Annotated in this window: 17 protein-coding genes and 6 pseudogenes; 9 read left to right on the top strand and 14 right to left on the bottom strand. The window is 37.7% G+C overall.

What is annotated here, in order from left to right:
• Positions 1-76: 76 nt before the first annotated feature.
• Positions 77-1157, top strand: a pseudogene (locus RM541_RS11350) (transposase).
• Between the two features lie 289 nt (positions 1158-1446).
• Here the strand turns inward: RM541_RS11350 and RM541_RS11345 are convergent.
• The 6 genes and pseudogenes from RM541_RS11345 to RM541_RS11320 all read right to left on the bottom strand — a co-directional run bounded on the left by RM541_RS11345 (position 1447) and on the right by RM541_RS11320 (position 5167).
• Positions 1447-2569, bottom strand: a pseudogene (locus RM541_RS11345) (IS256 family transposase).
• 326 nt (positions 2570-2895) lie between these two features.
• Positions 2896-3144 (bottom strand): SDR family NAD(P)-dependent oxidoreductase, encoded by a 249-nt coding sequence (locus RM541_RS11340; RefSeq protein ID WP_311500261.1) that lies wholly within the window; start codon positions 3142-3144, stop codon positions 2896-2898.
• A gap of 8 nt (positions 3145-3152) precedes the next feature.
• On the bottom strand, positions 3153-3641 hold the full coding sequence (locus tag RM541_RS11335; protein ID WP_311500260.1) for an SDR family NAD(P)-dependent oxidoreductase: 489 nt from the start codon (positions 3639-3641) through the stop codon (positions 3153-3155).
• Between the two features lie 277 nt (positions 3642-3918).
• A complete protein-coding gene (locus tag RM541_RS11330) occupies positions 3919-4671 on the bottom strand; it encodes an FG-GAP repeat domain-containing protein (protein ID WP_311500259.1) in 753 nt (250 codons plus the stop codon).
• Complete coding sequence (locus tag RM541_RS11325) at positions 4631-4891, bottom strand: hypothetical protein (RefSeq protein WP_311500258.1); 261 nt, start codon at positions 4889-4891, stop codon at positions 4631-4633. The genes RM541_RS11330 and RM541_RS11325 overlap by 41 nt, the downstream gene beginning before the upstream one ends.
• An 84-nt stretch (positions 4892-4975) precedes the next feature.
• Positions 4976-5167 carry a hypothetical protein gene (locus RM541_RS11320; protein WP_311500257.1) on the bottom strand — a complete coding sequence of 64 codons (192 nt, stop codon included), beginning with the start codon at positions 5165-5167 and terminating at the stop codon, positions 4976-4978.
• A 691-nt stretch (positions 5168-5858) separates the two neighbouring features.
• Between RM541_RS11320 and RM541_RS17520 the strand changes: the two are divergent.
• Positions 5859-5981, top strand: a pseudogene (locus RM541_RS17520) (IS3 family transposase); the annotation flags it as partial.
• A 577-nt stretch (positions 5982-6558) separates the two neighbouring features.
• Here RM541_RS17520 and RM541_RS11315 read toward each other — a convergent pair.
• Together RM541_RS11315 and RM541_RS11310 are read right to left on the bottom strand one after the other, a co-directional pair.
• Positions 6559-7221 (bottom strand): 3-keto-disaccharide hydrolase, encoded by a 663-nt coding sequence (locus RM541_RS11315; protein WP_311500256.1) that lies wholly within the window; start codon positions 7219-7221, stop codon positions 6559-6561.
• A 1413-nt stretch (positions 7222-8634) separates the two neighbouring features.
• Complete coding sequence (locus RM541_RS11310) at positions 8635-8829, bottom strand: hypothetical protein (RefSeq protein ID WP_311500255.1); 195 nt, start codon at positions 8827-8829, stop codon at positions 8635-8637.
• 871 nt (positions 8830-9700) lie between these two features.
• Between RM541_RS11310 and RM541_RS11305 the strand changes: the two genes are divergently transcribed.
• Positions 9701-10843: a Gfo/Idh/MocA family protein gene (locus RM541_RS11305; RefSeq protein ID WP_311500254.1), complete on the top strand. Its 1143-nt coding sequence runs from the start codon at positions 9701-9703 to the stop codon at positions 10841-10843.
• 186 nt (positions 10844-11029) lie between these two features.
• Here RM541_RS11305 and RM541_RS17510 read toward each other — a convergent pair.
• A pseudogene (locus RM541_RS17510) lies at positions 11030-11173 on the bottom strand (DUF5996 family protein); the annotation flags it as partial.
• A 222-nt stretch (positions 11174-11395) separates the two neighbouring features.
• On the opposite strand from RM541_RS17510, the gene RM541_RS11300 reads away from it, so the two are divergent.
• Positions 11396-11572, top strand: a complete 177-nt coding sequence (locus tag RM541_RS11300) for a transposase (RefSeq protein WP_311500253.1) — start codon at positions 11396-11398, stop codon at positions 11570-11572.
• Between the two features lie 95 nt (positions 11573-11667).
• Positions 11668-12426: pseudogene (locus RM541_RS11295) on the top strand (IS3 family transposase).
• On the opposite strand, the pseudogene RM541_RS17505 reads toward RM541_RS11295, so the two are convergent.
• The 5 genes and pseudogenes from RM541_RS17505 to RM541_RS11275 form a co-directional block, all read right to left on the bottom strand.
• Positions 12416-12706: pseudogene (locus tag RM541_RS17505) on the bottom strand (DUF5996 family protein); the annotation flags it as partial. The pseudogenes RM541_RS11295 and RM541_RS17505 overlap by 11 nt on opposite strands.
• 162 nt (positions 12707-12868) lie before the next feature.
• Positions 12869-13630, bottom strand: coding sequence for an SDR family oxidoreductase (locus RM541_RS11290; protein ID WP_311500252.1), 762 nt, complete (start codon positions 13628-13630; stop codon positions 12869-12871).
• 6 nt (positions 13631-13636) lie between these two features.
• Positions 13637-14539: a prolyl oligopeptidase family serine peptidase gene (locus tag RM541_RS11285; protein WP_311500251.1), complete on the bottom strand. Its 903-nt coding sequence runs from the start codon at positions 14537-14539 to the stop codon at positions 13637-13639.
• Positions 14540-14589: 50 nt separating this feature from the next.
• A complete protein-coding gene (locus tag RM541_RS11280; RefSeq protein WP_311500250.1) occupies positions 14590-15174 on the bottom strand; it encodes a hypothetical protein in 585 nt (194 codons plus the stop codon).
• Entirely contained in the window at positions 15152-15298 is a 147-nt protein-coding gene (locus tag RM541_RS11275) for a hypothetical protein (protein ID WP_311500249.1), read from the bottom strand. Before RM541_RS11275 ends, RM541_RS11280 begins: the two co-directional genes overlap by 23 nt.
• 461 nt (positions 15299-15759) lie before the next feature.
• Between RM541_RS11275 and RM541_RS11270 the strand changes: the two genes are divergently transcribed.
• The 4 genes from RM541_RS11270 (at position 15760) to RM541_RS11255 (ending at position 18236) form a co-directional block, all read left to right on the top strand.
• Complete coding sequence (locus tag RM541_RS11270) at positions 15760-16443, top strand: GntP family permease (protein WP_311500248.1); 684 nt, start codon at positions 15760-15762, stop codon at positions 16441-16443.
• Entirely contained in the window at positions 16403-17011 is a 609-nt protein-coding gene (locus RM541_RS11265; protein ID WP_311500247.1) for an alpha/beta hydrolase, read from the top strand. The genes RM541_RS11270 and RM541_RS11265 overlap by 41 nt, the downstream gene beginning before the upstream one ends.
• 53 nt (positions 17012-17064) lie before the next feature.
• Positions 17065-17286: an alpha/beta hydrolase gene (locus RM541_RS11260; RefSeq protein ID WP_311500246.1), complete on the top strand. Its 222-nt coding sequence runs from the start codon at positions 17065-17067 to the stop codon at positions 17284-17286.
• Between the two features lie 491 nt (positions 17287-17777).
• The gene (locus RM541_RS11255; protein ID WP_311500245.1) at positions 17778-18236 is read left to right on the top strand and encodes a hypothetical protein; all 459 of its coding nucleotides are present in this window, start codon (positions 17778-17780) and stop codon (positions 18234-18236) included.
• The last annotated feature ends 51 nt before the right edge of the window (positions 18237-18287 follow it).

Below are 18287 nucleotides of genomic sequence, written 5' to 3'. Positions count from 1 at the left end.
ACTAAAAGGTTAACTAGAGGCTATCTGAAAAGGCAGCCTTTTTTTATAAAAAGTTATAGCTGCTTATTTTTAGGCTATGAGCAGAAAAGTAGTTTTTAAGACTTATCATCAAAATCAGTTAAGTCTTATTCTCCCCAGCTATGATGATCTGGTTTCAAAAAATCACCCTGTCCGGATTGTCAATACCATTGTAGATCATTTAGACATTAGTACCCTGGAGAAGAGCTATAAAGGAGGAGGCACCTCGAGCTATCACCCGCGGATGCTTCTTAAGGTAGTGAAGTAGACAAGAAGGTTAAACAAAAGCTGAATTATGCCAAAAAGAACTGGCCAAAGAACCTGCAGAAGTGCAATGAGCAGGAAGCTATCCTGGGTAAGAGGAACAGCTACAGCAAAACAGATCCCGATGCCACCTTTATGCGCATGAAGGATGATCATATGCAAAATGGACAGCTAAAGCCCGGGTATAATTTACAAGCCTCTACCAACAACCAGTTTATCACTAGCTACACCCTTGCTCAAACTACAGCAGATACTACCACTTTCAAAGATCATCTCAATGATCATATTGAATCCTACGGTCAAACCCCTGAAACACTTACCGCTGATGCCGGATATGGCAATGAAGAAAATTACACAGACCTGAAGAAAAGAACATAACTGCTTTTGTAAAATACAACTACTTCCATAAAGAACAGCGCGATAAAAAGCGCAGGGAAAACCCGTTCCAGCCAGACAACCTTTTTTACAATCCCGAAACGGACACCTACTACTGTCCCATGGGGCAGGCGATGAACAAAATCAACACCTATGAAAACCAAACCAAAAACGGCTTTACTCAGGAAATCCACCGCTATCAGGCTCAAAACTGCCATGGCTGCCCTCTGCGAGGCAGTTGCCATAAGGCTAAGGTAAAAAGAATCAATTGAACGCAACCACAACCTGATCCGCCTGAAAGAGAAAGCAAAAAGCCTGCTCCTAAGTGAAGAGGGAGTAGCACATCGTAAGCGAAGATGTTGGGATGCAGAGGCAGTCTTTGGAAATATTAAGCAAAATATGGGCTTCAAGCGGTTTATGCTACGGGAATGGAGAAAGTAACCACCGAAATAGGGCTAATAGCCATGGCACACAACTTAAAGAAGTTCAGTATAGCCTAGAGAAGGATGTAACTGATCGTTTTTTTTAAATCCCGATCAAAGGGACTCAGGTGAAAAAACCACTCCTTTAAATATCTACCAACAAAAAAGCCGCCTAAAAATTACTTTTTAGACGACCTCTTTTCTTTTGAGAAATTTCTGCTGCTATAATTTTTTTAGTAGGTCACTGTGGTTCGATAAATTATTTTAGATGAAATGAGATGGGAAGTTTTGCCGGGAGTGTTAGCTCAACTCTGTCTGCCTTTCCTTCCGGGGGTACCCCCGGAAGGAAAAATTTTTAGCTGGTTTTTTAATTGGTTGCTAAATCCAACTCTAGTCGGCCCTCAAATTTAATGGCTAATTGTTGAACTATCAAGCCCCAGTCTTTTCTTACCTGCCGGTGAAAGCCCTCTACAGCATTTGTGGTGTATATGAGCTTTCTAATGGGAGCAGTGTATTCAAAGTAAGCACTCAGCTGTTCCCAGTTGTCATTCCAAGAACGAATCACTATGGGATATTTCTTACCCCATTTTTCTTCCAGCTCCAATAAAGCTGATTCAGCCTGATCCTTGGTGTCCGCCTTGTAAACCTGTTTAAGATCTTTCATAAAATCCTTTTGGTCCTTACTGGCAACGTACTTCAAGCTATTGCGAAACTGATGGACAATACATAGCTGGATATCGGTTTTGGGATAAACCGAATGAATAGCCTCATTAAAGCCTGTGAGATTATCTGTACAGACAATCAGGATGTCTTTTAACCCGCGGTTATGTAAATTGGTCAAGACCTGAAGCCAGAAGTTGGCACCTTCACTCTCTGAGATATACATCCCCAGTACTTCCTTTTTCCCAGCTTTATTTATCCCTAAAATATTGTACAGGGCTTTATGTCTTACCTTTCCTTTTTCACGTACCTTGAAATGCATCGCATCAAGCCATAGGATGCAATATATTGAATCCAAGGGTCGGTCCTGCCATTCCTTTACCTTAGGAGTCACGCGGTCGGTAATATCAAAGACGTGGGTGGATATTTTGGAGTCATACATCTCTTCTATGTGAGCGGAGATATCAGGAAGACTGTTGCCTAGCCCGTACATCCCTATGATTTGCTTTTCCAGGTTATCGGCCAGGATACGCTGACGCTTCTCCACGATCTGGGGCTCAAAGGTGCTGTCACGATCTTGGGGCGTGTTGATGGTGACATCCCCCGTGGTTGCTCTTCAGAGGCTTTTTACCTTTGCCATTACGCTTGTTACCAGCTTGAGAGCCTTTCTCTTCATCGGAAGGATGAGAAGATATCTCTGCTTCTAAGGCCTCTTCCATAAACTCGTTAAGCATCGGAGCAAAAGCTCCATCCTTGCCGGTTAGGGATTCTCCTGATAAAAATTGTTTTAACGCTTTTTCCTTTAATTCTTTAATCTCTTCTTGTGTCATAATCTAGTCTAAAAAATTTATTATAATTTTCAAAGTCTAGACAGACTTGAGATTACACCCTCGCAAAAAATGCTATAAAATTATATAATGAAATAAGATTACATTTATCTTTAGACTATCAAACACCTAATATGGTATATAAATTAATAGCGTAAAATCAATTTTAACCTGTAGCCCTATTTCAGGACAAGACACTATAAGGAGTAAGGGTTTTCTGTTCGTTGCGAAAAGGATTAAGGCTCTTTGACTATTTTAGAATATGGCTCTTAGAGGAAAAAGAATCTGTTAAATGGGGCTCAGTATTTCTTAGAAAGTTATTTTATATGTTAACGAACCACATGCCCACCATCAACAGTCAGTATTGATCCGGTACAAAAAGAAGATTCATCCGACGCCAGAAAAAGAATACAGTTCGCCACATCTATTGGTTCTCCCAGCTGCTTCAATAAATAGGTTTCTCGCATGGGCTCCATTATTTCTTCATTATCAGCAAGACCTGCTGTCATTTCGGTATAAATAAAACCTGGCGCAACAGCGTTAACACGAATGTTATACTCTGCAAGATCCGTTGCCATAGCTCTTGTTAAGCCAGGGATGTAACATAAGTTACTAGTCCTGCCAGCGCAACCTGTGATAAATCAGAGGCTGTATTCACTATCGTTCCACCCTTTCCGGCGTCACGCATTGATCTGCTTACCTGTTTACCAACGAGCATCATGCCTTTTACATTTATTGCCAGTCCCTGATCAATGGTTTCTTCTTCCACATCTAATATTGAAGCATCACCATCGGGAATTACCCCAGCATGATTCACCAGAATATCAATTGGGCCAAAATTCTCAACTGTTGTTTTAACTGCCTGGATAATCTGCGATTCTGATGTTACATCTGCTTCAATTGCGATAGCTTTTCCACCCATTGACATAATACTATCTGCAACGGATTTGGCTTTGTCTACATTTCGGTCGAGTACGGCTACTGCGGAACCTTCTTTTGCAAACAATTCTGCAGTACATTTTCCTATGCCAGCTCCTCCTCCAGTTATAAAAGTCACTTTATTTTTAAGTCTCATAGTCAACTTCAATTTGGACTTTTCATGTAAATACGGCTTCAATAGCCAAAATTTCTTATTTAAATGGACCTAAGTTAATTCATCAATCTCCAAAATACAGTTATGTGAGGGATTTGTGGTCTGTTCCTTTAAATACTGAAACAATTATTAACATCATGATGTGCTCAAAAATCCTCTTTGCATCATCTTCAAAAATGCTCGTATTTTTCTCATACACTCCAGTATAAAAGCCCTGTATGGCAAGTCTATACCTAAATCGAATGGTACGTGTTCTGAATTAATGTCTCCTAGTGAGAAAGATAAAGGTTCCCTTTTTAGAGCTAGTAACAATATCAGGGTGCCCATCTTTATCAATATCTTTCTGTTCTTCCATACTGGAGCCACTTCCTACTGAAGAATCAATCAGCATCGGTACAAAAGAAGTTTTGCCAGCCTTGCGGGTCTGTTTGAACCAGTAAAGTACAGCAGGTCCGTCACTATCCGGGTCTTTGCCATCATGTGCTTTATAACGTTTGCCCGCTACTATGTCCTTCAATCCGTCACCGTCTACATCAACATATCCCAAACTATGTAACTGGGAGAAGCCAACCCCTTGATATAAATCGAGTTCTTCATTAGTACCCATTATCATATGGGGAGTAAATGTAAGGCTGTCTGCTATCTTCATTTGTTCAAACCAGGCCAGTCCCCAACCGTGCCCTTCGAGTGCGCCAATTACATCTCCGTCACCGTCACCGTCCACATCATCAACAAACATGTGGCTTCCTCCGAGGTTTTCCCTGCTTTTATAAGGATCGAAACTAAATAAGTATGGATGATAGCTCCAAAGGGGATCCCCTTCTATGGAAGCGGGCTGTTCATACCAACCATCCCGTACCAGAATATCGTTTCTACCATCACCATTTACGTCTCCCATGCCTAAGCCATGTGAATTGTGCTTGTACTTCTTTTCAGAAATAATATGCCAGACATATTCGTTTTTGGAGGCATCAAATTTGCTCCAGGATAGCGGCCCCCCAATTTCTTTCATTAAAATTATGCCCAGCAATCAATACATTTTCATCGTCACTGAATAGTGGAACAAATTGAGCGCTTTCTCCTCCCATTCCAGGACCCAGGGTACGCTCTTCCCACAATTCTCCCTGCTTACCTTCTCCAGGGTTTTCTAACCAGAGAAAGTTTTGCAGTCCTCTCTGAAAGGGAATGTCCAGCCAACCATCATTATTTCCATCATAAGGCCTAGTTTGCATATAATAATACCCATATTGGTTCATGGGATAATTCGCCTCACCATTTGGGCCTATTCTATAACGCGTGGAGAACTCTGGACCTATTCACAAGTAAGGGCCTGCAGAAACATCGAGGTGACCATCTTTATTAAAGTCCCCTACTGACACCCCTTCACCGACATTGGTATCGGAAAGCGTAATTTTTTTAAACGTGATTTGAGCACAGGCAGGGGTGAATGAAATCATCAAAAGGAAGAAAAATATCCCTCCTAGAATTATCCATGGTGCTTTTTCCATTTTTGGAATAGGTTGTTTTTTATATATTAAAATTTAAACTGATCAAATATCTTGAAACTGTGCTAGAATAGTTTATATTAAAAATACACTATTTATAATTCCAATCGATCCTATGTAGTGAGCAGTTACTGTCAATAGGGATCATGGCATTTACTAAATAAACACTGCTTCCATTTATTTCTAAAAATTTGAAACTATTATTACCACTGATGCTTATTATGCAACAAGTTTAGCAATAAACTCCTAATATTATCAATTTCTGATCAATTAACAAAGAACTTTATAAAAAAATGTGTGATAAAGATTATACGATATGAATCAACACAAAGTTTAGAAATGAAGAAAACCATAGGTGACCCGACCTAAATAAAGGTTACATAATTTTTAAACATTAATCTATAAAAAATAATAAAGTGATCAGACGGTATTCAGAATCTTCTAAACTTAAGATTCTGAACGAAATTACAACCGTAAGAATCTTATGAACATCAGAGCAAAGAGGAAACCAAAGATGAACATCACATAATCAAAGCGTTTCAAAAAAGATAACTGCTTAAAAACTATTCTTAAAAAATAATCTCGATACCTTGGTATTGGATTGAAAGAAATAAAGTGCCATAACAACTAATTCATATCACAGGTTTTATAAGTACAACAATATGATTAAAGATCTAAAGTAAACAGGCCTGATCAAGTGTGGGTATCGGATATTACGAATATCAGAACCGTAAAAGGATTTTGTTATCTGGCGCTCATTAAAGATATGCATTCCAGAGAAATTGTCACTGTAGCCTGGAGTTTAAAAGATGCGTGAGAGCACTTAATAAAGCTATTTACCAGGCTAAAAACAGAGGCTCATAAACCATTCAAATAGAGGAATACAGTATTGCAGCATTGTGTATATACAAATACTCAAAAGAAAAAGGATAAATATCAGTATGACAGAACAACACCATTGTTACCAAGACGCAATGGGAGAACGTGTAAACTGAATTCTAAAAGATGAATTCTACCTCAATCAGGCCTTTGCAAATAGGGAACATGCCAGGAGAGCGGCAAAAAATGTTATTAAATTATATAATGAAATCAGGTAAAATCAATTTCAACCTGTAGCTATATTTTAGGACAAGACAAAGTGACGCACAAATGTAAGTGTATGAATAGTAGTCGATTGCGTGGCACTTTCCTGTCAAGGTACAAGAAAGCTGAAGCGGGCAATACCCCTTGAACTTACTAATGCTGGGCTATTATTTTTATTGCGACTCAGAGGATGTCATATTAAATTCCATCTAATTACATTTTTTGAAAATCTGAATGTAAATATATCTAAATTAATCAATTAGGCACGATAGGTTAATTTATTTAACGGAATTTTGTTTCTAACCTATGGTTCAAAGTGGAAGTACCCGTATGTTTCGGTATTCTATCTTCATAACCGATCCGTTATGAATTTGAAAACCAATGACTCCTTCACGAGACGCCTTGGGATCGGGATCCAGGTAGTCCATAACCTTTATGCCATTGATCCAATATTCCAAACGATTTCCACGCGCGCGGATGGTCATGCGATTCCAATCCTCTGGTTTATACGCCTGATTAATAATGGTCTGGTCAGGGTATATGCGTAAAGACGGCCGTGCGTACCAATCACCAAGTGAGCCCCAAAAATTATTCCTTTTGGTGGGAATCGCGGCGTCAAACTCGTATCCTGAAGCCGCCTCAAAGGATTTCTTGCTCTGGGAGTCTTCGAAGAGAAAGGTATTAACGCGGTAGTAAATACCCGTATTACGGTGGTTGTCTCCGTTAAGCTTCAATTCACAGGTAAACTCGAAGTTGCTAAACCGCTGTCTGGTATACAACCACTCAGGAATTTCGAGCTTCTCCTCCCCAGTGTACCCAACGATTCTTTCCCCTTCTACATACCAATGAGCCGATGGTACTTTCCATGCATCCAATGTACCTCCTTCAAATAGATCAATAACATTAGACTTCTTGACAGTCGGCTCGGCTGCTTCATTGGCATTTTGAGAAAATGCTAGACGGGGTATAGTCAAACAGGAACAAATAAATATAAATAATAAGTGTTTCATTGAATGTCTCATGTGTTTTTCTATTTTAGTTATTGAATTTATGAACCCTATCCTTGCTTACGCCTAACGGTTTGTGTATGAAACGTAGCGTGTAAAAAGACGCTAACTTTTCGGATTAACACAGAGCCGAATTTTTATATTTCGTTTTTAACTTATCACTCTTAAAAGCCAAATTTAAAAATTTGGCGGTCTTTGAAAATAAGCACAAATGTTTCGGTTTAGCAATCATTAGCAATGTTTTATACACGTCTTATGTTTGATTCTCTTTATTTTAGTGAATAATCAGAAAGAACAAAGTGAAGTTTAAGGTTACAATCTACGGTGAAGCGTTAGACTTCGACCACATTGATAATCCTCTCTCTTTTATTACTACAACCACGTTAAGTTCTGTGAGACCAGACCTCGTTTTCAAGTTGTTGTGAGTAAAGTAGTTTGCTCTTTCATAAAATCAGTTCATATGAATAATGTATTATACTGAAATAGGTTGCCTATTTTTGCTTAAATTTTCGACAGTTTAAATGGTCAATAGTTCTAAATCCTGTTTGTTCTATTTGTAGGAATGATAGTCAACATTTTGATTCAAATGAACAAAATTGGGAGTGTTCAATTTGAGACTAAAATGTGGTCTTTTGTTATTGTATATCTCAACAGCTCTTTTGACCATCTTTCCGGCTAAGTTAGCATTTTTTATAATTCGTTTTAAATCGCATTCTTATTTAAGGGTTCTGTTGACTCTTTCCGCCACGGCGTTCTCATATGGATCGTATTTCTCGGTCGTGCTCAGGAGTATATCATGATCCTCAGCAAAGCTGGTGTACATTGGGTTGCAATATTGAATACTACGATTGGAATGATGGATGAGTTTTGATTCTTGTAATTCCGTTTTTAAAAGCCATTTTAAGGGCATCGATGCAGAGTGAGGTCTTCATATGGCTTGTTAATTTATAGCCTATAATTTGCTTTGAATAGGCATCTGTGACTAATACCAAGGTAGCTGTGTCAGTTTTATGTTTTGATGTATGGTAATATCGCTTACCCAGAGTTGTTAAGGCATTGTAGGCACTTTGTCTTTTGTCGGGTTTTTGTATTTAAAGAATCGGTGTTTTGAATCGGTTGTGATATGGAATCGCTTTAATTTAGGCACGAGTAGGTTATTGTTGCGCATCACCTGATAGAATTTATCTCTTCCTATTTTGATACCGAGTCGGTTCATATCAGCCTTTAATTCCTGATATAGTTTAATACCACCGGAACGTAGTCCGTATCTTCTTCGATACTCTTTAATAAGCCGAATGATTATCTTTTGCTGAGTGTGCCTGGTTTGATGAGATCTTAATCGCTTATAAAAAGCTTGTTTAGAAATCCCAAAACATTGGGTCAACCATTTTCTTTTAAACGGTTTTGCTTCTTTTTTTCGATCTCGTCGGCTAATGTTTTGGGCAATGACTTTTTTGACATATCCACTCCGGTAATAAGTTTCATGTCAGCAATAATATCTTGTTGGAAGTTTTTTACGAATTCCAGTTCCAATATTTTTTCTTTAAGTTTCTTGATCTCATCCTTCTTGCTCATGCCTTGTTTCTTTTGTTCTAAAGTACTGTATTTTTTCAACCAGTAATAGATAGAAACTCTGTAGAGCTGATAATTATCAGAAGCATGATTGATAGAGATCTGTGCGTTTTGGATCTGATCAATGATCACCAACTTGAGATCATACCCTAGTTTTTTAATATCTAACCTTACGTTCTACGATAGTTCCAAAATCAATTTTTTGATTGGATCCCACCATGCCATCTCCTTCCCAGTATCTGCTTTCTTGTCGAAGGTTAATGTGCTGGTCGCTGGTCAATATTGGCCTGATCGATGATTCTGCTTCCTTTTACTTTACGTTTTTTTTTTGATCTTCTACGCTGAGTTCCTCTAGCCAGAAGCCTTGTGAGCTTTAATTAGGCCTAGCTTGAGCCTTTTATAAATGTGCTGAAAGATAGCTTTGTGAGAAATAAATATCACGAAATTATTGGGAATAATCTTTTTTAATCCTTCCGGAAATATGTTCCGGTGACCAGTCTTTTAAAAGTGCTTTATTTGTCTTTGTTTTTCTTATTGAGGCAGCAGTCTTTAGCAATATGATTGGTTATTCCTGCCTTGTAATATTCCCCGGTTTAGTGATTCATATAGGATAGTCTTCGATGCTTTTTAAGTTCCATTCAGCAATTCTATAAGTTATAATTTATTGCGTTAAGTTATTGAACTCAGGCTTCTTCAAAGTTCAACTGGTTATTATCATTCAAGTGAGTCAAAACTGCAACATTTCTATTTTGGATATTTAACCGTTTTCTATCTTCTTTAGTTTATCATAAGGTTTTTCCACTTTATATTTAATTCCTTGTTAGAATTTAATTCCTTAAATTTAAAGTGAATTAAAACATAAGAAATATCCTTCATGGAAAAAATCAGTAGGCGAACATTTAATGTAAAAATAACTAAAGCAATAGTCGGAACGGCATTACTATCAAATTTGCCTTTGAGTTATGCGTTCAATTCTGGGAAAAAACAAAAATTAGGAATAGCTTTAGTAGGATTAGGAGGTTATGCCGGAGGGCAGTTGGCACCTGCGCTACAAAATAGTGAACATTGTTACCTGGCAGGTATTGTAACGGGTACACCTTCCAAAGAAGAAGAATGGATGAAAAAATATAATATTCCGAAAGAGAATATCTATAATTATGATAATTTTGATTCAATTGCTAACAATGAGGATATAGATATTGTATATGTAGTTCTTCCAAATAGTATGCATGCGGAATTTTGTATTCGTGCCGCAAAGGCTGGTAAACATGTAATCACAGAAAAACCTATGGCTGTAAGTGTTGCAGAATGTGATGCTATTATTAAATCATGTAAGGAAAATAATGTGAAATTAGGTGTAGGATTTAGGATGCAAACTGATCCTTACACTCAAGAGATTAAGCGATTTGGTAAAGAAAAGCCTTTTGGTGATGTAAAGTACGTTTCTTCTGATGCTGGTTTCATAGCAGGAAGTTGGATGACCCCTTGGCGTTTAGAGAAAAAAATGGCTGGTGGTGGAGCCTTGATGGACATGGGCGTTTATGCCATACAATGTTGTATTTATGGTGCTGGAGCAAATCCGGTTTCGATATCTGCACAGGAGTTTAGTACAAAACCAGAATACTTCAAAAATGTCGATGAAACTATTACGTCCCAAATGAAATTTTCCAATGATGTAGTCGGGAATATGTTTACATCTTATAATGCGAACGGAAATCGTCTCTTTGTAAGTTATGAAAGAGGTTGGGCAGAACTGAATCCAGCCCATAGTTATGGCCCATTAGCTGGAAGAACTTCTAAAGGTGAAGAAATTAAATTTCCATATAAACCACAATATCAGCAAACCATTCAAATGGATGCTTTTGCAAAGCATATTTTGACGGATAGTCCAAATTACGCACCCGGTGAAATGGGGAAACGAGACTTAATGATAATTGAAGCAATCTATAAATCTATTGAGCAGGGAGGAAAAACTATTCCTTTAGATTTGGGCAATATGGGTATTGTTGAGGTATAAATTTTAAATTTTGGCATTCCATTCAGATTATCTTTAACTGCTGATTCGGTGACTAGCAGGCGTAGGGGAAGTCGAGTTTTCGGATTAGTTATTTCTTGTAGGTTCTTTATTATAATTTTTACATAAAACCTGATGATGCCTAAGGTATTTTTTCTAGTTCAAGGTTTTCTCGATCCCAATGAGAAGTTACTGCTGCTGCTTCATATGTACTTTGTAAAAGTCATAAAGAGATTTTTCTGGCTCACTGGAATTTCTAACATCTTCATACTTTAAAATAAATTCGCCCATTTCATTACTGTAAAATACCTTTTTAGGTACCACATTCTGTTTTGCAAAATTTTCATTCTATGGATAGGCATATGAATAAAATATTGCTTTGTAGCCTTACCCAACTTGTAGCCTTCCCTAAAAATAAGACAGTTTAAACTTCGAAATTATTAATTTTAAACCAATAAACTGTCAGATGAAAAAAAGTAGATTTACGAAAGTCAGATCATCAAGATCTTGAAAGAAAACGAACAAGGCCGAGCTGTTGGCGATATCGCTCGATAATTGGGTATTAATAAAAGCACTATCTATTATTGGCGCAAGAAATACGGCGGAATGGAAACTAGTGAGCTAAAACGGCTTAAAGAGTTGGAAGAAGAAAACCGCAAGCTCAAGCAGATGTATGCAGATGCCAGTCTTGATAACCAAATGCTGAAAGATATATTGTCAAAAAAGTTCTAAGGCCTTCCGACAAGAAGCATAGAGCGGTTTATTTGATCAAGGAGTACCAGGTCTCCATAAAACGAGCCTGTAATGTAGTAGGTTTAACCCGTTCCATGGGGTATTATCAGATCAAGCGAGATGATCGTGAGGTAATTGATAAACTTTCTGAATTGGCCACTGAGTTGCCCACCAGAGGTTTTGATGAATACTATAAACGAATACGTCGCGAAGGCCATAAGTGGAACCGAAAACGGGTATTACGAGTATACCGGCAGATGAAACTTAAATTAAGGCGCAAACATAAAAAGCGCATTACAGAAAGGGTTAAACATCCTTTAGAAACCCCAGAAAAATTGAATCAAGTTTGGAGTATGGATTTTATGTCAGATGTCCTTTCTGATGACAGAAAGGTACGTGTCTTAAATATAATTGATGATTGCAACCGCGAAGTACTGGCTGTGGATCCAGGATTAAACTATCCTGCCAGAAAGCTAGTGGAGACTTTAGAACAATTAGAAGAAGAAATTGGGTTACCACAAACTGTCCGTTGTGATAATGGCCCTGAGTTTATCTCTAAAACATTCAGTCAATGGTGCAATAGGAAACGTGTGGAAATACGATATACCCAGCCAGGTAAGCCAATGCAAAGTGGGTACATAGAACGTTTAAATAGATTTTATAGAGAAGATATATTAGATGCTTAATGGTTTAATGATTTGCATCAATTGCGTTCTTTAAGCAATAAATGGATGGAAGATTACAACAATAACCATCCGCATCAATCTCTGGGCAATAAATCACCAAGGGAATACAAACCTCGATTCGGGGAAGAATTCTTCCCCAAATCGAATGATATTAATTCTAATTTCTGAAATATTCATTATAAAAATCAGCAACGGTTCGTGGTCTCAACTCCATTGCAACAGATTCTTTATTTGAACAACTAATTAATAGTTGATGTTTTTTGAAATCAAAATCAATTTGAAATATGCGCCCTTCATAAGGTATTCCATAAGTGGAGAAACCGCTAGATGGAATGTAAAGCGTTGTATGTCAGGAATGATTTTACCATTGCATGGTTTTCAATCTAATCTTGCCAACTATTTGAATCCATTGATGAAGACTTTCTAAAGTCGGTTTTAATAATTCAAAATCTAACTCTGGTCAACCATTTTTATTTTCCATATTAATTAAAATAATCTTGTCTACTTAGCCAGATTTATTATGTTTCTTTATTTAAAGAACTTATGCTTCAACTCAGCAATTTTTTTAACAGTAAGAGGTTTCTCCAGGTAACCTGTAACTGATGGGTAATTACAATAACATACCACCTGTAACTTCAATACGCTGGCCATTCACCCATTTGGCATCTTCAGTGCATAAAAAGGCGACGACGCCACCAATATCATTTGGTTCGCCTATTCTGCCTAATGCTGTTGAGTTTGCAATAAAGTCTATTTTCTTATCGTTGGTTTTGTTTTCACCACCACCAAAGTCGGTAGCAATAGCACCAGGGGCAACTGTATTTACTGCAATCTTTCTATCGGCCAGTTCTTTTGCTAAATATCTTGAAAATACTTCTACAGCACCTTTCATACAGGCGTAAGCAGATGCTGATGGAAATGAATACCTTACCAACCCTGAAGAAATATTGATGATTCTACCACCATCATTTATATACGGCAAAGCTTTTTGTGATAAGAAATAAACGCCTTTAAAATGAACATTGCACATCTCGTCAAACTGTTCCTCGGTTGTTTCAACAATATTTTGATAAATCCCGGTGCCGGCATTGTTAATTAAAAAATCAAAGCAGCCAGTTGTTGTTTCAGATTTTAAATAGCTTGAAAGTTGACTCAAAAATGCATTAAAACCTTTTATGTTACTAGTGTCTAATTGAAATGCTTTACCACGACTGCCTAATTGGTTAATTTCATCGACAACTTCGTCTGCTGCAGTACTATTTGAATAATAAGTAATAATAACATTTATCCCTTTTTTTGCCAAGTTAATAGCCATATTTCTGCCTAATCCTCTGCTCCCACCTGTAATTAATGCTATTTTACTATTTGTCATAATTAATCATTTTTTATTAGATTCTAGCAAGAAGAAAGCACTCATTTTTTTAAATGTATCATCATTGAAAGTCACAGGGCCGTGTTGTCCACCAGCGACTGTAATAAATTCAGTAAGGAGTCCTTTTTCTTTTAATTGTTCTGCAAAGAGTTCGCTTTGGCAATGTGGTACAACAGGATCGGCATCGCCATGGATAACCATAAAAGGGGCATCATTTTCATCAATAAATGTATTTGGACTAAGGAGTGCAATCATATCTAAATTTTCTAATGGTTCGCCTTTAATAATAGCAGCTTCAGGAGAGTTTCCTTTTTTTGGTTTTTCGCAAGCATCCATAAGCGCTAAATCTATAGGGCCAAACCAATCAACAACGGCATCGACAGAACTACTTGTGGAAGTGTGATCGCCAACGGTACCTTCTACATCAATTGTCTTTTTGCCTACAGTAAATTCTTTAACATCGTTTGTTGCGCCTGCCATTGATGCAAGGTGCCCCCCAGATGAAAAACCTGTAATACCAATGAAGGAAGGATCAATATAATACTTTGTTGCATTGGCCCTTATAAAACGTATGGCAGCCTTAACATCATGGATTTGAGCGGGATAAGGAGCATCGGAACTTGCCCTGTGGTTTATGGTGACCACCGCAAAACCACTTTCCTGAAGTGTTTTACCCATTGCCTCGTATGCAGTGTGCTTCAAATTATTTCCGAACCAGGCGCTACCGTAAATTACAATAATTGCCTTGTGGATAGAGTCTTCTGTATCGGGCAAATGAATATCAAGCTTATGATATTCTTTATCGTCATTCGCATAATTCAGATCGAGCCATTTTTTACCTGAATCTTGCCCACAAGCGGTAAGAAAACTAAAAGCAGCAATTATCGTGGCTAAAAAGGTCTTTTTCATTCTATTCTATTTAATTTTAATGTAGTTGTCTTTTTATTCCTGATCGATTCTTAATTCGGCTCGGTTAAATACGCATATTTTTCAAAATATTTTTTCAACTCATCGGATGGCGTAAAATTTACAATATGGTTTATAGGAATATTCTTTACGAATTTATATTGAACATTTGTGGATCCCAACTCTTCCAGTAATTTAGCAAACAACTTTGCCTTGCCTCCCGAATTATAAGTTTTAATACTGTAATTGAAATCTTTTAATTCACCAAATCTTATATATACTCCCGTGATAAAGGAAATTTTTTGAATATCATTTTGAAAGATATCACTTCTAATATTGCCTGTGTATATGGTATCGAAATTTGCCCTGTAAAAATCTGATGTCAGACTATCGAGATTTGTGGAGTCAAAGTTTATATCTGATTTGGCTATCATACCTGAAGACTCATAAGAATAAAATTTATCAACTTCTTTAGCTAATAGTTCTGAATGCAATTCGTGCCAACCCATGTTATTTGTCTTGATTGATACCAAATCGGGATAGGTATTATTAAAAGAAGAGTCGATAAAGACAGAAAGTGATTTCTCGCCTTCATAGTACTTATCAACTCTATCTTTAAAAATTGTCACTCTTTTCATCACTCATATAATCACTTAAAGTGCCAATCAGGAAATACATCCTGTCAAAATCTTCGCTTTTTTTCTGTCCATAGCTTTGAATAAATAAGCACAATAAAATCACTGCTACTAAAAATTTTTTCATAATGCCGGTTATATGCTTGTAACGTATTTGCGAATCTGGTAATAGAGTTGTTTCAGGTATTTGTTTTATACGGTAGCAGAAAAATAGGTCTAATCCTGCTCACATCCAAACTAAAGAAAGTTTAATCATCTTTTTTAAAATCCATACAACACTCAGTAAAATCAATTTTTGGTTTTATATAAAAAACATCATAATTTAACTGATTTTTAATTCAGTTCTATATTTAGACCTACTTATAAATGATAAAAACGTAATATGATTATTAAATTTAATGAAAATATTGAGACCTGTTAAGTACCTGCAAACCTACTTTGTCGCAACAAAAAAAATTGAAATTTGAATTTAACGGGTAAATAATGAAGAAAATTGTGAAAATACAGTTACACATCTTAAACAGATATAACTTCACCTTTTATAGAAAAGCCTGAGAAAATGAGTGCACCATCAAATGAAAATCTGATATGACCGTAATTCTCCTTCTTTTAAGTGTAGCACTTATTATTATATTAACAGCACGTTTCCAAGTGCATCCCTTTTTGGCTTTATTTCTGGTGGCTGTCTTCTACGGTTTATTAATAGGAATGCCCTTAGATGCAATTATTCTATCTGTAAACCGGGGGTTTGGAAATACCTTGGGTAGTATAGGATTAATCATAGTTTTTGGTGTTATTATCGGTGCTTTTCTGGAGAAATCAGGAGGGGCTTATGCTCTTGCCGAAGAAGCCCTTCAAGTTGTAGGTAAGAAGCGGGTATCAGCAGCCATGGGTTTTATTGGATATATAGTTCTACCCGTATATGCCGACAGCGGTTTCATTCTACTCTCCCCACTTAACAGAAGCCTGGCCAAGAAAGCAGGTATTTCCCTTGCCGGACCGGCTGTTGCGCTAGGTCTTACGGCTACACATACCATGGTGCCTCCAACCCCGGGACCAATAGCAGCAGCGGGAATACTGGGTGCCGATCTGGGACTTGTAATGTTATTGGCGGTGCCAATAAGTGCCTTGGCTTTAATCGTTGGGGTGGTATTTGCTACAAAGTATGCGGCAAAAACATGGATTGACCCTAATCCCTATATTTCGGAAAAAGAAATTCAAAATCGTTTAGATGATGCCCCGGGAGCTTTTAAATCTTCTAGACCAGTATGAAGCCCCTGATGAGCCTAATGCAATTCCACTGGGAACGGGTGGCGTTGAAGATCAGCCAGCTCAAGAGACCTGGTTCCGCCAATGGGGCGATCCTATGGCACGGAATATCACCACTGCGACACTCACTCCTTTTTTGCCAGACCCGGAGAAGGCAGCCGGTACAACGGTTATTGTGGCTCCTGGCGGCGGTTTCAGATGGCTTTCTATGGGGAACGAGGGCTGGGAAGTCGCAGAAGCACTTGCAAAGCAGGGAATCAACGCGTTTGTTTTAAAATACAGGCTTCATCCAACTCCTGATTCGCTTGACGAATTCAGGACCTCCATGGAAAGACCTCCCATGCCTCCCGACGAAGCCTCCGAAAATGAGCAGGTCACCCCACCCCAACGTCCGCGATCTAACCTTTCCAACCAGCTTGAAGATGCTGAAGCCGCTTACGCTATGATCGTGGAACGTGCAGAGGAGTGGGGTGTGGACATCACCAATATTGGTATGATCGGCTTTTCGGCCGGTGCCGGCCTTACCATGCCTTCAACTTTAAGTTCCAAAACCATGGATTTGGCTTTATAGGTCCAATTCACGGTGGTCTAAATGCAGTAGAGGTGCCGGAAGATGCTCCTCCTATGTTCAACGTTATTGCTGCAGATGATTTTCTATTCCACGGGGAATTTGGACTAATAGAATCCTGGCATAAAGCCGGCGTACCTGTTGAGTTCCACCTTTACCAAAACGGAGGCCATGGTTTCGGACTTGGAAATCCTGATCGTACCAGTAATCGTTGGTTCGACGTCTTTATTCACTGGCTTGAGGTTAATAAGTTCCTTGTATCCGAGGCAGGCAAATGATGAGGTGTAAAAAGAATCTCGGAATTGAAGATATCCAAAATAGTCTTTCCTTTCATGAAAGTAAGTTTAGATAAACATTTAACTAGGCTGACCTGTTTACTGTTAGGTTTGACACGGGCCCCTGAATAAAATAGGATTATTTGTTTGGCACTTCCATATATACCATTCAGGAAATAGCCAATATATACTACAACATATATTGGCTATTTATTCATTATCTTCTCTTAATGCTTTAATTTTAAAAAGATGAATAATTATTGGATATACCTTTTTTATTCTTTTTTTCTGATTTCACCTATTCTTAGATATCAAGAGCAAAACTTGATATCATTGCAAATGATTTTCATACGATATCTCTACAGGAAAATCAATCTTCCATTTATATAAACACTAGCAAAGGCATCTATGAGACAAATGAAGATCTTTGGTTTCAAGCAACATTACTAAATAAGCACACGCTTCTGCCTTACGTTGGAGGCCATACCCGATATGTGCAACTGCGCAACCGTCAAAATGATAGTATTGTACTGCAATCAAAATATAAAATAGAAGATGGCTTTAGTGCCGGACGAATCTTTCTCAACAATGCCATTAAACTGGGTGAATATTTTTTAGAGGCTTTTAGTAAAAGCTCATTTAATAGACCAGTGAGGGATTACAAAGGAAATAGAAAAGTCCTCGTAGTTGAAAATATTTTGGATTTTAAAGGCACTCCAGGAGAAAAGGAAAGAACCTCCATCCTAGCTGATTTTCAATTGCTTTCCGAAGGTGGAGAATTAGTAGATGGTTTGACATCTAAGATTGCATTCAAGGCTGCAGATAGTATAGGAAATCCTTTTGAGGTGAGCGGGTTAGTTCTGGAAAATGAAAAGCCAATTCTGTCTTTTCATACTACCTATGCAGGAATGGGTAGTTTCACATTAACTCCAAATTGTAAAGAGTTCTTATAGTATTCTAGGCTCATACATACAGCAAGGTAATAGAAGATTTGTGTATGAAAT

The sequence above is a fragment of the Autumnicola psychrophila genome (assembly GCF_031846645.1).
Classification (GTDB): domain Bacteria; phylum Bacteroidota; class Bacteroidia; order Flavobacteriales; family Flavobacteriaceae; genus Autumnicola; species Autumnicola psychrophila.
Note: the sequence above shows the minus strand (reverse complement) of the source record. Positions and strands in the feature narration are given on the sequence as shown.

Excerpts from the sequence above, each read along its gene's own strand:
- RM541_RS11275 (WP_311500249.1), bottom strand. The coding sequence starts at position 15,298 with ATGAAAAAATTTTTAGTAGCAGTGATTTTATTGTGCTTATTTATTCAA.
- RM541_RS11285 (WP_311500251.1), bottom strand. The coding sequence starts at position 14,539 with ATGAAAAAGACCTTTTTAGCCACGATAATTGCTGCTTTTAGTTTTCTT.
- RM541_RS11280 (WP_311500250.1), bottom strand. The coding sequence starts at position 15,174 with ATGAAAAGAGTGACAATTTTTAAAGATAGAGTTGATAAGTACTATGAA.
- RM541_RS11265 (WP_311500247.1), top strand. The coding sequence starts at position 16,403 with ATGATGCCCCGGGAGCTTTTAAATCTTCTAGACCAGTATGAAGCCCCT.
- RM541_RS11335 (WP_311500260.1), bottom strand. The coding sequence starts at position 3,641 with ATGAGACTTAAAAATAAAGTGACTTTTATAACTGGAGGAGGAGCTGGC.
- RM541_RS11340 (WP_311500261.1), bottom strand. The coding sequence starts at position 3,144 with ATGGCAACGGATCTTGCAGAGTATAACATTCGTGTTAACGCTGTTGCG.
- RM541_RS11290 (WP_311500252.1), bottom strand. The coding sequence starts at position 13,630 with ATGACAAATAGTAAAATAGCATTAATTACAGGTGGGAGCAGAGGATTA.
- RM541_RS11325 (WP_311500258.1), bottom strand. The coding sequence starts at position 4,891 with ATGCAAACTAGGCCTTATGATGGAAATAATGATGGTTGGCTGGACATT.
- RM541_RS11305 (WP_311500254.1), top strand. The coding sequence starts at position 9,701 with ATGGAAAAAATCAGTAGGCGAACATTTAATGTAAAAATAACTAAAGCA.
- RM541_RS11260 (WP_311500246.1), top strand. The coding sequence starts at position 17,065 with ATGTTCAACGTTATTGCTGCAGATGATTTTCTATTCCACGGGGAATTT.
- RM541_RS11270 (WP_311500248.1), top strand. The coding sequence starts at position 15,760 with ATGACCGTAATTCTCCTTCTTTTAAGTGTAGCACTTATTATTATATTA.
- RM541_RS11310 (WP_311500255.1), bottom strand. The coding sequence starts at position 8,829 with ATGAGCAAGAAGGATGAGATCAAGAAACTTAAAGAAAAAATATTGGAA.
- RM541_RS11330 (WP_311500259.1), bottom strand. The coding sequence starts at position 4,671 with ATGAAAGAAATTGGGGGGCCGCTATCCTGGAGCAAATTTGATGCCTCC.
- RM541_RS11320 (WP_311500257.1), bottom strand. The coding sequence starts at position 5,167 with ATGGAAAAAGCACCATGGATAATTCTAGGAGGGATATTTTTCTTCCTT.